The 12,183-nt window shown below is 59.0% G+C and carries 10 protein-coding genes; 3 read left to right on the top strand and 7 right to left on the bottom strand.

The annotated features are described in order from the left end of the window. Positions 1 to 103: 103 nt before the first annotated feature. Positions 104 to 1,057, bottom strand: a complete 954-nt coding sequence (locus tag ACTQ48_RS04890; protein WP_427728539.1) for an ROK family protein — start codon at positions 1,055 to 1,057, stop codon at positions 104 to 106. A gap of 340 nt (positions 1,058 to 1,397) precedes the next feature. On the opposite strand from ACTQ48_RS04890, the gene ACTQ48_RS04885 reads away from it, so the two are divergent. Continuing rightward, complete coding sequence (locus ACTQ48_RS04885; RefSeq protein WP_441547349.1) at positions 1,398 to 2,117, top strand: GntR family transcriptional regulator; 720 nt, start codon at positions 1,398 to 1,400, stop codon at positions 2,115 to 2,117. A gap of 72 nt (positions 2,118 to 2,189) precedes the next feature. Beyond that, entirely contained in the window at positions 2,190 to 3,122 is a 933-nt protein-coding gene (manA, locus tag ACTQ48_RS04880) for a mannose-6-phosphate isomerase, class I (RefSeq protein WP_441570281.1), read from the top strand. Positions 3,123 to 3,328: 206 nt separating this feature from the next. On the opposite strand, the gene ACTQ48_RS04875 is transcribed toward manA, so the two are convergent. The 4 genes from ACTQ48_RS04875 to ACTQ48_RS04860 all read right to left on the bottom strand — a co-directional run bounded on the left by ACTQ48_RS04875 (position 3,329) and on the right by ACTQ48_RS04860 (position 9,509). Beyond that, positions 3,329 to 4,096: a hypothetical protein gene (locus ACTQ48_RS04875; RefSeq protein WP_441083292.1), complete on the bottom strand. Its 768-nt coding sequence runs from the start codon at positions 4,094 to 4,096 to the stop codon at positions 3,329 to 3,331. Continuing rightward, entirely contained in the window at positions 4,084 to 5,106 is a 1,023-nt protein-coding gene (locus ACTQ48_RS04870) for a hypothetical protein (protein WP_441083293.1), read from the bottom strand. Before ACTQ48_RS04870 ends, ACTQ48_RS04875 begins: the two co-directional genes overlap by 13 nt. Positions 5,107 to 5,478: 372 nt before the next feature. After that, positions 5,479 to 8,382 carry an ATP-dependent helicase gene (locus ACTQ48_RS04865; protein WP_441570280.1) on the bottom strand — a complete coding sequence of 968 codons (2,904 nt, stop codon included), beginning with the start codon at positions 8,380 to 8,382 and terminating at the stop codon, positions 5,479 to 5,481. A gap of 146 nt (positions 8,383 to 8,528) precedes the next feature. Next, on the bottom strand, positions 8,529 to 9,509 hold the full coding sequence (locus tag ACTQ48_RS04860; protein ID WP_441031338.1) for an undecaprenyl-diphosphate phosphatase: 981 nt from the start codon (positions 9,507 to 9,509) through the stop codon (positions 8,529 to 8,531). 242 nt (positions 9,510 to 9,751) lie between these two features. Here ACTQ48_RS04860 and ACTQ48_RS04855 point away from each other — a divergent pair, with 242 nt between their 5' ends. Next, entirely contained in the window at positions 9,752 to 10,189 is a 438-nt protein-coding gene (locus tag ACTQ48_RS04855) for a universal stress protein (RefSeq protein ID WP_154515052.1), read from the top strand. A 252-nt stretch (positions 10,190 to 10,441) separates the two neighbouring features. Here ACTQ48_RS04855 and ACTQ48_RS04850 read toward each other — a convergent pair whose 3' ends face one another. Both ACTQ48_RS04850 and ACTQ48_RS04845 read right to left on the bottom strand, forming a co-directional pair. After that, the gene (locus ACTQ48_RS04850) at positions 10,442 to 11,485 is read right to left on the bottom strand and encodes a sensor histidine kinase (protein ID WP_441016067.1); all 1,044 of its coding nucleotides are present in this window, start codon (positions 11,483 to 11,485) and stop codon (positions 10,442 to 10,444) included. A 9-nt stretch (positions 11,486 to 11,494) separates the two neighbouring features. Beyond that, on the bottom strand, positions 11,495 to 12,166 hold the full coding sequence (locus tag ACTQ48_RS04845; protein WP_154515056.1) for a response regulator transcription factor: 672 nt from the start codon (positions 12,164 to 12,166) through the stop codon (positions 11,495 to 11,497). Positions 12,167 to 12,183: the final 17 nt, after the last annotated feature.

Below are 12,183 nucleotides of genomic sequence, written 5' to 3'. Positions count from 1 at the left end.
TTGGGGACGGAAGGGCCACGGCATATTTTGTGGCAGGTATGGGGGCCAAGGCTGTCCCTTTTGCACCATGTTGGTGCAAAGTAACCTGGCCCCCTTGCACCAGCTATTTACCGGCAGCGCGCAGGGCTACGTAGGCAGAACCGATGATGCCGGCGTCGTTTCCGAGCGAGGCAACCTTAATGGGCGTCTCGCGCGAGGCGGAAAGCGCGTAGCGCTGGAAGTACTCGCGAACCTTATCGAGGTAGACATCGGCCGAGGCGGAGGCGCCGCCGCCGATCAGGAACATCTCGGGATCGACCACGTTGGCAATAAGCGCCAGGGCGCGGCCGAGATAGTCGGCCATGGTATCGGCCGCGGCCAGCGCGAGCTTATCACCCTCGCGGCAGGCTTGGAACACGTCCTTGGAATCGGAAGGGCCGGTGAGCTCGATGGGCTCGACGCCCGCCTTCTTGCACTCGGCAAGGTAGTTGCTCACCACGCCGGTGGCGCTGGAATACTGCTCCAGGTGGCCATGGCCGCCGCAGCCGCAAGTGCGCTCCTCAGCCGGATTCAGGCACATATGGCCAATCTCGCCGCCGGCGCCCACAACACCCGACACCACATCGCCGTTGACGATAACGCCGCCGCCCACGCCGGTACCGATGGTGACCATCACCACATTCTGCACGTCCTTGGCAGAACCGAGCCAAGCCTCGCCCATGGCAGCGGCGTTGGCATCGTTCTCGTACTTAACGACCGCATCGGGGCAGTGCTCCTGAATGGCGATCTTCAACTCGGGCAGGTTAATGGCAATGTTGGCCTTGACCTTGGCATCGCCCGCTGCCGGAATGGGGCACGGAACAGCAAGGCCAATGCCCGCCACAAAGGCGCGCGGAATCTGTGCCTTGGCGACCACCTGGTCGATAGCCTCGGTCACCGCGGCAAAGCCCGCAGCGTCAACGATGGGAGGCGTGGGCACGCTGACCTTCGCAAGCAGGTTGCCATCCCCGTCGAACAGGCCCTCCTTAACCGAAGTGCCGCCGACGTCGATGCCGATGTAGTACTGCTTAGGTTCCATAGGGGCCCGCCCTTCTCGTTTAAACATTGTCTGTATGGTACCGCTCCCAAGGCAAAAACCTACCAAAAAGGGACAGGTTTGTTTTGGTAGGTTTTATCTGGGGAAATGCAGAATACAGGATTCGGTTCGCTGGGTGCTAAATCGGTTCGGCCCCGTCCTCGGACCGATTAGATTTCTCAACACGACATTATTCGAATGTATATTTATTTAGAGCGCTTTTATTTTTAGTGCAAAGCGACTTTTAGTAATATATCTATCGAACTTTTCAATGACTCAATAGGGATACTTAGGTGTTGAGTATACTTTCTTTTATACTCAATCAAGTTGGAAAGGAGGTTCCATGATTCCCAAATACGAGGCGATAGCTGCAGATATTCGTCGAAGTATTGAGAATGGCGCTCTTAAACCAGGCGACAAGCTTCCCACCGTCGTTGAGTTCTGCGAGCTCTATAGCGTTTCCAAAATCACCGTCAAACGAGCTATCGAGCAAATCACCGAGGAAGGTCTTGTTACCAGCCGTCGTGGATCGGGTACCTACGTTAAGGACACGGCGGGACTTCCCGGCCAAGCGTTTTTCCAGGGCAAAAACGACCGTGCCCAGGGCTTTTCGTATGAGCACCGCGGGGAGAAGGTGACCTCGGTGGTCTATGATTTCTCGATTGTTAATCCACCAGCGGACATCGCAGCCCAGCTGGGAATTGCCGAGGATGACTTTGCCTATCACATCGTGCGCGTGCGTCAGGCCGATGAGAAGCCCATCGTTATCGAGTACACCTACATGCCCCTCGAGCTGATTCCGGGCCTTAAAAAGAAGGACCTGTACGGATCGGTCTACCGCTTTGTCCGCGAGCAATGTGGGCTGAAGATCTCGAGCTTCCACCGTACCATTCGCGCCGTGGCAGCAACCGAGGAAGAAGCCGAGCGCCTGGACACCAAACCTGGCTCTCCCCTGCTCGAGCTCAACCAGATTGGCTTTTTGGACAGCGGTGCGGCCTTTGAGTATTCGGTCTCGCGCAACGTTGGCGACCGCTTTGAGTTGCACAACGTAACGTTGGCATAGGTTTTTGTAGTCATGCGGGCGCTCGTTTTGAGCTGTTTGTGCAACGCCCGCGCAACACAATGGGGTATGAATATGTCCGATTTGATTAAACTGACGCCGATCTTCCACGAGAAGATCTGGGGCGGCCGTCAACTCGAAACCGTATTTGGTTACGACATTCCCGATGGACCCATCGGTGAGTGTTGGGCCATCTCGGCCCACCCCAACGGCGACTGCCAGATTGCGGAGGGCCCGTATGCCGGCCACACGCTGTCGTGGCTGTGGGCCGAGCACCGCGAGCTCTTTGGCAGGTGCGAGGGCAAGGAGTTCCCGCTGCTCATTAAGATTCTGGACGCCAAGGACGACCTTTCGATCCAGATTCATCCCAACGACGAGTACGCTGCCAAGCACGAGAACGGCAGCCTGGGCAAAACCGAGTGCTGGTATGTGCTGGACTGCGAGCCCGGCGCCACGATCATCGTCGGCCAGCGCGCGCATGACCGCGCCGAGGCCGCGCAGATGATCGAGGACGGCCGCTGGGACGACATGCTCAACGTGCTGCCGATCCACAAGGGCGACTTTTTCCAGATTGATTCCGGTACCGTGCACGCCATCAAGACCGGCACGCTCATTTTGGAGACGCAGCAGTCAAGCGACGTGACGTATCGCCTGTACGACTACGACCGTCCCGGCACCGATGGCAAGCTGCGTCCGCTGCACATTGAGCAGAGCCTCGATTGCATCGATTTTGACGCTCAGGCTCCGACCGACGGCACGGTGACCGCGCCCGAGGTGGACGGCGTGACCGAGCTCGAGTCCAACCCCTGCTATACCGTCGATCGCGTGCGCGTCAACGGCAGCAAGACCTTGGAGCAGCGCTGGCCCTTCATGTGCCTGTCAGTCATCGACGGCGAAGGCACCGTCTGCGGCGACCCCGTCCACAAGGGAAGCCATCTGCTGGCACCCAGCACCGTCAGCTCCATTGACCTCGAAGGCCAGATGGAACTGATCGTCTCGCACCTGTAAGTTACCGGTCCCCGAGCGCTCGCCGGGATGGGGCGCGGGGTTTGGTCGCCTGCTCGGACAGTCCTGCTCGCACGGAACTCGCGATCGACCAAACCCCGCGCCCCATCCCGGCGAGCCTCTGGCTAGTAACGACAATCAAAAAGCAACAAGGGGCTCCCCCGTTCATCAACGGAGGAGCCCCTGCTATACATAACGGCTCAAGGTGCCTATAGGTAGACCTTTTCGAGAAACGATAGCGTGTCCTGAAGCCGCACTCTTTCCTTACGGTTGGTCTGCCGATTTACATACGAAGCAAAGTCCGTAAGAAAATCCTCCGCATCAACCCTCATTTGCCCCGTTAGCTCCAAACGCGCCGAAGGCGACAACAAGTCAGCAAGTCGAGCAACATCCGAACGGTGCTTCCGCCGATCAATGTTGTTGCAACGACGTCCCTCTTCATAACTTCTGTTGATATCAATGTGCGCACGCATCTTGAGGGGAATGATATGGAGTGCATCGAGCAACGTAATGCCCTCTACGTTCGTTGCGTTGTCGCGAATAAATTCGTAGTAGCCATCGTCGAGGATAATTGCCGAGAGACTTGATACGGCCCCGTCAAAGGAAAGAGGTGCCACTTCGCTCGTTTCGTCTTCGAGCACAAAATCAGGATGTCGGGCAAATAGCTCAATTTGACCGGGATAGTCTAGGGCCCGCTTTGATCCTTTGGGCAAGCAGAGCCGATAGTAAGTGCACTTTCCATCGCCGACCTTTCCAATCTCGTATCCAGCTGCTTTGATAAACGCCCACAACGCAGTGGCAAATTCAACGCCTTCCCCATCAACAATTACGACGACATCCAAATCTTCGGTAGCCCTGAATGAATCACCTTCGCTGTCAAATAGAACGCTGCAGGCCCCTCCACCAATAAGGACGTAACCACCTTTGCAGCTGCTCATGGCGTCGGCAAATCGCTCTATCCCCCTCACTTTTGGCATATCGTCCTCCTGAGCTGTTCGACCGCATCGAGCAGACGGTCATCTTTGTAATCCTCTTTTGCGAAGGCAACGTATAAGGAGAACGGGTCGACACATTGCAAACCTGTCGTGTCAAAACTAACATCGGACGGCTCGTCCACGGGATACGACCAGACCTCAATCTCGACAGCAGCCGGTTCGTACCACTGGGCCTCCAGCCATCTGTCACCCATGTGCTCTTTTAGGTCCTCTAGCTGATTCTTTTCGAGAGCAATGGTTGGAGCAGAGCCTTCATGAGCAAGGTCAGACATATAGCTAAGGGCAGACATACCGGAAAGCAGCGCGTCAACGGCACGTAGCTCTGTTCTCTCGATAACCTTCTTGAGCCGGATTCGCTCTAAAACTGGCGTGCGAAGATAGTCCTCAAACCCATCCAGCAGCGTCTCGGTCGACAACCCGGCATCGCACAATATACGCTTTTTGCCGTCCCGCATAATCAACCCAGGAGCAATAGCGGCGATTTCCGAAAGATAGCCGCTGACGCTTGCCGCGCTTTTGCCACACAGACGCGCTAGGTCGCCGGCGGAGCAGTCAACCCATCGTCCCGCGATGAGATTTAGGACGATTCGTTGAGATTGGGGCGAAAGCGGAGCAGCGGGAGAAGCACCCAGCACCTCACCGGAAATAACGGCTCCGATAAACGGCAAAAACGCATTTCGCTCATCTCGGATATATGCGATCCCCTCCGAAGAAAGCGCGTGCATAAAGCCTAAATCCATAGCATCCCAGCAAATTGCCACCGGGCGAGCATCTATCTTGCGCACTGCATTGACGAGATTTCGCGCCGAAATGACACTGGGCGGTTCTTTTGGTTCCGCAACAATAAAACGGCCCTGCTCAGACATGCCAAGCCGTGCCAAGCGAAGCGAATACCGCTCAAGATACATGCGAGGAATCTGCATCTCAACTGGCTCCGGGTCGATGGCGAGCTCTAAAGAGAAGAGCCTTTTTGGGAGACAATTTAGCAGCATGTCCACTCACCATTTTCATTTCAGTTACATTTTAGTATCTATCTAAAATTATACTGAATCGTATAAAACGCTCAATCCCCAAAGTCATAAGAAACAATCCGAAACGTAATAAGGGGCTCTCCCGACCATGTACGGAAGAGCCCCTACTCGTATCTATCTATCAGCCCACCCGGTTCTCCAGATCAAAAAACGAACGAGCAGAGCAACGTTCGCAAGCTACAAGCTAAAACGCCACAAGGAAGAGGGCGCGCCGGGGGCTTTGGTCGATCGCGAGTTCCGCACGAGCCGGAGAGCACTTAATGTGCTCTCCGTGCGAGCAGGACTGTCCGAGCAGGCGACCAAAGCCCCCGGCGCGCCCGGTCAACCTCGCAGTTAGGCATTTAGCTTGACGATTGGAGCAAAGCCCTTCATAAGCTTTTTGGTCTGGCCGGTCTTTTCGAATTGGACCTCGATCATGTCTCCAGCGACCGAGATCACGGTACCCGTGCCAAAGGTCTTATGACTCACGGTATCGCCCGCGGCAAAGTCCTGCGACGCGCTGGCGCGATCGACCTTGCGCTCCACTGTCGGGGACACCTTGGACGACGGCTTTTTGGCTCGCGGTGCGCCCGAGCCAAAGGTCGAGGCAACGCGACCGGCGTCGGGCGAGACCCCACGGTGGCGCTCGGTCCCATAGCTGCTGCCGCCAAAGAAATCGTCGAAGCTCGATCCGCCGCGCGAACCGGAACCGCCGGTCGAGCGCGTATGCGAACCGAACACCTTGCCGCCATACATATCCGAACCCATGCCCGAGCCAAAGGTGCCGCGACGGTCGCCGCGCTTCTCCCAGCCCGTGCCCTCAAAACCGGCAGAACCGATACCGCTAAACTCGATATCCTCAAACGGAATCTCGTTGAGAAAGCGCGAACGCGGGTTGGCGGAGGTCGAACCGTAGGTGCGACGCGTGGCCGCATAGGTCAAGAACAGGCGCTTGCGGGCACGCGTGATGGCGACGTAGGCCAGGCGACGCTCCTCCTCGAGCTTGCCCGGATCATCGCTGCCGCCAAAGTCGTGCACGTGCGGAAAGATACCCTCCTCCATGCCGGCCACGAACACCGCCGGAAACTCCAGGCCCTTGGCGGAGTGGATGGTCATCATGGTAATGGCATGCGTCTCGCCGGCCAGGGAATCCAAGTCGGAGCGCAAGGCCAGCCACTCCATGAGTGCCGGCAACGCCTTACAGGTGAGCGGACCGTAGGTACGCTCGATCTCGCCGGCATGCACGGCACCCGCCGACAGCTCCGTCGGCGCGGCATACGCGTTGCCTGCGATGGCGGCGGCCAGGGCATCCTGCGGAGACAGCGCCGGAGCGGCCAAGCCATCGAGCGGATTGGAGCCCGCGGCGTCACGGGCGCCGACGAGCGCCTCAAACGAGGATGCCGGGGCAGATGGCCCCGGTTCGGGCGCAGGCGCGCTCACCACGACGGGCTCGGGCTCGGCGCCGGCAGGCACGTCGGCAACACCGGCTGCGCGCAGCTCTTCTAGGCTCTCGAGCGTACCCTCGATATCCTCGTGCGTCTCCTCAAATTCGGCCGCAACGCCCAGAAATTCCTGGATGTTCTCGGCGCGGCTCTCAGATTCCATGGTGCCCTCGGCGCGAAACGCCTGCAGAAGGCCCGTCTTATCGACGATCATCTCGACAACGTCCTTGAGCTCGCCGTCCATACGGCGGCCCTCGCGCACCAGTGAGACAAAGCTCGACAGGCCGTTGCGTACCTTGGCGCTAAACATGCCGGTTTCGGCGCACGCGATCTCGCAAGCCTGGAAGAACGAGCAACGGTTGTCGCGTGCCAGCTGCTCGATCTTTTGGATTGAGGTGGAGCCAATGCCGCGGCGCGGTGTGTTGATGACGCGCTTGACGCTCATCTCGTCGGCCGGGTTCACGATCATCTTGAGGTAGGCCATGACGTCGCGAATCTCGGCACGGTCGAAGAATCGAGTGCCGCCCACGATCTTGTAGGGCACGCCCGCGCGCAGGAACATATCTTCGAGAATACGCGACTGGGCGTTGGTGCGATAAAACACGGCGATGTCGTCGTAACTCGTGCCTTTGGCATGCAGTTTCTCGATCTCACCGGCAATCCAGCGGCCCTCGTCGCGCTCGTCGCTCGCCTGGAAGGCCTGAATCTTCTCGCCATCGCCCTCGGCCGTAAACAGGCGCTTGTCCTTGCGCTGCGAGTTGTGGCGCACCACGGCGTTGGCGGCGTTTAGGATATGGCCCGTAGAGCGGTAGTTCTGCTCGAGCTTAACGGTCTTGCAGTTTTTAAAGTCCTGCTCAAAGTCCAAGATGTTGGTGATGTCGGCGCCACGCCAGCTGTAAATGGACTGGTCATCGTCGCCCACAACCATGAGGTTTTGGTACTTGGCGGCCAGAAGGTTGGCGATTTCGTACTGGACGTGGTTGGTGTCCTGATACTCGTCGACGCTAATGTAGCGGAAGCGTTCCTGGTACTTGTCGAGCACCTCGGGGCGGGTACGCAGCAGTTCGAGTGTGCGCACGAGCAAATCGTCGAAGTCCATCGCGTTGGCGGCGCGCAGGCGGCGCTCCAGCTCCAGGTAGACCTGCGCGGCCTTTTTGTCGTTGGGGCTATCGGCGGATTTGAGCATGTCCTCGGGGCCGATCATGGCGTTTTTGGCCGAACTGATCTTGCTGCGAATCATGTTGATGGGGAACTGCTTTTGCTCGATGCCGAGCGCCTGCATAATGTCACGCACCATGCGCTTTGAGTCATCGTCATCGTAGATGGTGAACTGACCGGTGTAACCCAGCAGGTCGGCGTCCTCGCGCAGCATGCGCACGCACATGGCGTGGAAGGTGCACACCCACATGCCGCGGGTACCGCTGGGAATGAGCGCCGTCAGACGCTCGCGCATCTCGGCCGCGGCTTTGTTGGTAAACGTGATGGCAAGAACCTGCCAAGGCTTAACACCCAGGTCGCCGAGCATATGCGCGATGCGGAAGGTCAGGACGCGAGTCTTGCCCGAGCCTGCGCCGGCGAGGACCAGCAACGGGCCCTCGGTGGTCAGGACGGCCTCGCGCTGGGCGGGATTAAGGCTGTCGATGTCGACGAGCGGCTTGACGGGCTTGGGTGCCGGCGCGGGAGCGTCGTAGATGTCGAGCGGAACGAGCTCGGGCTCCGGCGCAGCGGGGGCGGTGTATGCATCGAGCGGCACGGGTTCCGGCGCGGGCGGCACGGGTACCGCGGCGTTCTTTTCCCAGGGCAAGGGCTGGGTCATGGGCGACTCCTCATCTGACGGACGGCGCGCCTGCGGGCGACGCCATAGTTTGAGCCGTACCAGTATACCGAGCCGCGCGGACACCGATGCAAATCACACCACGACTCCGTGCGCAGCGCTCTGGCCGCCGCGCAGCGTCAACCAAGTTACAGGCCGAGCATAGGCTCCAGAACAAAGAAGTACGCGAGCACCACGATGCCCAGAATAATGCGGTAGACGCCAAAGCACTTAAAGTCGTGACGGCGAACGAAGCCCATGAGCCACTTGATGGCAATAAGCGAAACCACAAAGGCCACGACGCAGCCCACGCCCAGAATGGCAATCTCGTTGGTGCCAAACGTACCGCCCTTAACGAAGTACTTAACCAGCTTGAGCGCGCTCGCGCCAAACATAACGGGAATGGCCAGGAAAAACGTGAACTTGGACGCCACCGAGCGCGTGCAGCCCAGCAGCAGGCCGCCGATAATGGTAGAGCCGGAGCGTGATGTGCCCGGAATCAGCGAAAGCACCTGGAAGCAACCGATACCCAATGCGGTCTTCCAGCTCAGGTCCTCGAGCGTGGCGATGGATCCAAAGTCCAAATCCTCGTCATCGTCATTGTCTTCGGTAATATCCGCCGCAGGCGCCGCGAAGTGTGCACCGGCGGGACGCCCGCCCGCCACCACAGCACGCGAACCAAACGAATCGGCAAGAGCGGCGTTCTCGCGCTTACTCGCACGCCAGTTCTCAATCACGATAAACAACACGCCGTACACGATGAGCGCCAGCGCCACGACGGGAGCGTTATAGAAATGCTCCTCCATCCAGTCGTTGAGCGGCAGACCGATCGCCGCGGCGGGAATACAGCCAAGCACAATCTTGCCCCACAGCACCCAGGTGTCGCGACGACCCTCCTTGCCCTTGCTGGGCGAGAACGGATTTAAGTCGTAGAAGAACAGAACGCAGACGGCCAAAATGGCGCCAAGCTGAATCACGACCAGGAACATATTCCAGAATGTCTCGCTCACATTCATCTTGACGAACTCGTCCACCAAGATCATGTGGCCCGTCGACGAAACGGGCAGCCATTCGGTGATGCCCTCGACCAGGCCCATGAAGGCAGATTTTAGAAGCTCGATGATATCCAAAGGGACCCCCTCGTTTGTCACCCGCCGATAGTTGTTCTGCGGACGGTTGCGGGCGATGTCCCATTATCAACCGTTCGGCCGCGGCCGCGCCCACCCTTACCAAAAATCTCGCCCGTTCACAGAATTGCGAGCGGTCAAACCGAAATCCTTGGGTATAACTGCAACAAGCTAAAGTGTCCGGCGGCCAACACGTCGTCCGATGCACGAGCCCCGCGCCCGTGCGATAGACCAAGGAGGAAACCATGAACGAGGGCTATACCAAGGTATTTGTTTCACTCGACGGTACTGAGCAGCAGGATTTTGTGCTCACACGCGCTATCAAGGTCGCCGCAAACAATGGCGCCAAGCTGATCATCGGTCACGTCATCGATTCCACGGCGCTCGAGAGCGCCGGTTCCTATCCGGTCGATCTGGTCAACGGCCTGGAGGAGGCCTTTAAGAACTCCATCGCCAAGCAGCTCGAAGAGGCCAAGGCTAATCCCAACATTCCCGAGGTCGAAGTCATGATTCGCGCCGGCCGTATTCGCGAGACGCTCAAGGACGAGATGCTCGACGTGGTCAAGCCCGACCTGGTGCTCTGCGGCGCTCGTGGCCTTTCCTCGATCAAGTATGCGCTCCTGGGTTCGATTTCGACATTCCTGCTGCGCAACACCGACTGCGACATTCTGGTCGTGAAGTAGGTTCCTTCCCGCCGGCGCAAGGCCTGCGGGGTTATCACGCCGACGTCCTCGCCGCTTCGCGGCTGCGGGATGTCGGCTTAGATAACCCCTCCCGGCCTTGCGCCTTCGTCACCGTACTTCAGCGAGTTAGCTGAATAGAGAGATGGCGTGCCGCCCTGGTTGGGCGGCACATTTTTTTGGGTGATTTTTTTAGAGCCTCATAGCTATGTTCACGTTCGGGAACATAGCCATCCGCACCACAAGACGGCCCGACTACTCGAAGTATTGGAACTTGTTGGTCGAGAAAGCGAATGTTACGACAAAGCCTTCGCCGGAGTCGGATGCCGCGGTGACGTCGATGCCCATCTTGGAGCACAGGCGCGCCACCAGGTAGAGGCCGATGCCCGTTGCGCGCTTGGTGGTGCGGCCGTTATCGCCGGTAAAGCCCTTCTCGAACACGCGTGGCAGGTCAGCCGCGCTCACGCCGCAGCCGTTGTCCGCGACGGTAAGCTCGATGCGCTCGTTTGCCAGGCCCTCGTCCAGCAACGCACCCGAAAACACAATCTTCGCGCCGTCCTCACGCGCATATTTAATGCTGTTCTGAATGAGCTGGCCCAGAATAAACTCGAGCCATTTCTCGTCGGTGAACACCTCAAAGTCGAGGTTCTCGCACACCGGAGCCACGTGCGCCGCAATGAGCTCGCGCGCGTTGGCTTTAATCGCGCCCGTCACCAAGCTCTTGAGACCCCAGCGGCGAATTAGGTAGTCGCGCTCTACGACTTCCGAGCGCGCATAGTACAGCGCCTGATCGATATAGCGCTCCACGCGAGCCAGCTCGCGACCCAGGTCATCCACGCGCGACAGGTCGTCTTCGCTGCCGTCCAGGTTTTCTAAAATCAGATGAGCCGCCGCCAGGGGCAGCTTGGCCTCGTGGACCCAGCTCTCGATATAGTCGCGGTAGTCATCGGTCTGGCGCCGGCCTTCCGCCACCTCGTCGCAAGCGGCTTTGCCCACCCGGCGCAAGACCTCATATTCGAGCTCGCCCTCGGCATAGGTCGGGCATTGCACCATCTCCTGCACCCAAGCGGGGCTCCCCAGCTCCTCTGCCGCGCGCTCCAGCTGGCACAGAAAACGACGACGGCGCACGTACTCGATCACGATGCCCAGCATGCCAAAGATAAAGGACACACCGACCGCCACGACCACGATGGATGCCGGGGCGCCGGCGACCGTCAGTACAAAACAGCTCAGCAGCACGCCGCAGGTCCACACGGCAATGGGAAGCAGTGCATCTTTAAAGAACTTGGCAAACGACATAACCGGCTCCTAGACCGAATAGCCTTGGCCGCGATGCGTCGTCAAATACCCCTTGATGCCGATTTTTTCGAGCGTGGTGCGCAGGCGGTTGATATTGACGGTGAGCGTATTGTCGTCCACGAAGGCGTCGGAGTCCCACAGGTCCTGCATGATAGCCGAGCGCGAGACAATCTTGCCCGCGCGGCCCAAGAGCAGCGAGAGGATACGCAGCTCGTTTTTGGTGAGCTCGGTACTGTCGCCGGTTGCCGTATTGGTGACCATGGAGCGGGCGAGGTCGAGCTCCAGCCCCTTGTGGACGAGCGTGCTGCGATCGCCCGCCGCCGCGGTGCGGCGCAGCAACGCATTGATGTGCGCCACGAGCACACGGGCGCTGTAAGGCTTGGGAACAAAGTCGTCCGCGCCAAGCGTCATGGCCATGACCTCGTCGATCTCGGTCGTGCGCGACGTGAGGACGATGATAGGAACCTCGGATTCGTGGCGAACCTCGTGGCAGATATGTTGGCCGTCCTTGACGGGAAGCGTGAGGTCGAGCAACACCAGGTCGGGCGCGGCGGCAAGGATATCGCGCGAGACATGCTCAAACGATTCGCAGGCCTCGATTTCAAACCCGGCGCGGGCAAGGATGTCGACAAGCTCACGACGAATGCGCTCGTCGTCCTCAACGACATAGATCAGCGCCATGGATTCCGCTCCCCTCT

The sequence above is a fragment of the Collinsella sp. Sow4_E3 genome (genome assembly GCF_052116285.1).
Classification (GTDB): Bacteria; Actinomycetota; Coriobacteriia; order Coriobacteriales; family Coriobacteriaceae; genus Collinsella.
Note: the sequence above shows the minus strand (reverse complement) of the source record. Positions and strands in the feature narration are given on the sequence as shown.

Bases quoted from the DNA above. Each gene is read 5' to 3' on its own strand.
- ACTQ48_RS04845 (WP_154515056.1), bottom strand. From the start codon at position 12,166: ATGGCGCTGATCTATGTCGTTGAGGACGACGAGCGCATTCGTCGTGAG.
- ACTQ48_RS04890 (WP_427728539.1), bottom strand. From the start codon at position 1,057: ATGGAACCTAAGCAGTACTACATCGGCATCGACGTCGGCGGCACTTCG.
- manA (WP_441570281.1), top strand. From the start codon at position 2,190: ATGTCCGATTTGATTAAACTGACGCCGATCTTCCACGAGAAGATCTGG.
- ACTQ48_RS04885 (WP_441547349.1), top strand. From the start codon at position 1,398: ATGATTCCCAAATACGAGGCGATAGCTGCAGATATTCGTCGAAGTATT.
- ACTQ48_RS04870 (WP_441083293.1), bottom strand. From the start codon at position 5,106: ATGCTGCTAAATTGTCTCCCAAAAAGGCTCTTCTCTTTAGAGCTCGCC.
- ACTQ48_RS04855 (WP_154515052.1), top strand. From the start codon at position 9,752: ATGAACGAGGGCTATACCAAGGTATTTGTTTCACTCGACGGTACTGAG.
- ACTQ48_RS04850 (WP_441016067.1), bottom strand. From the start codon at position 11,485: ATGTCGTTTGCCAAGTTCTTTAAAGATGCACTGCTTCCCATTGCCGTG.
- ACTQ48_RS04875 (WP_441083292.1), bottom strand. From the start codon at position 4,096: ATGCCAAAAGTGAGGGGGATAGAGCGATTTGCCGACGCCATGAGCAGC.
- ACTQ48_RS04865 (WP_441570280.1), bottom strand. From the start codon at position 8,382: ATGACCCAGCCCTTGCCCTGGGAAAAGAACGCCGCGGTACCCGTGCCG.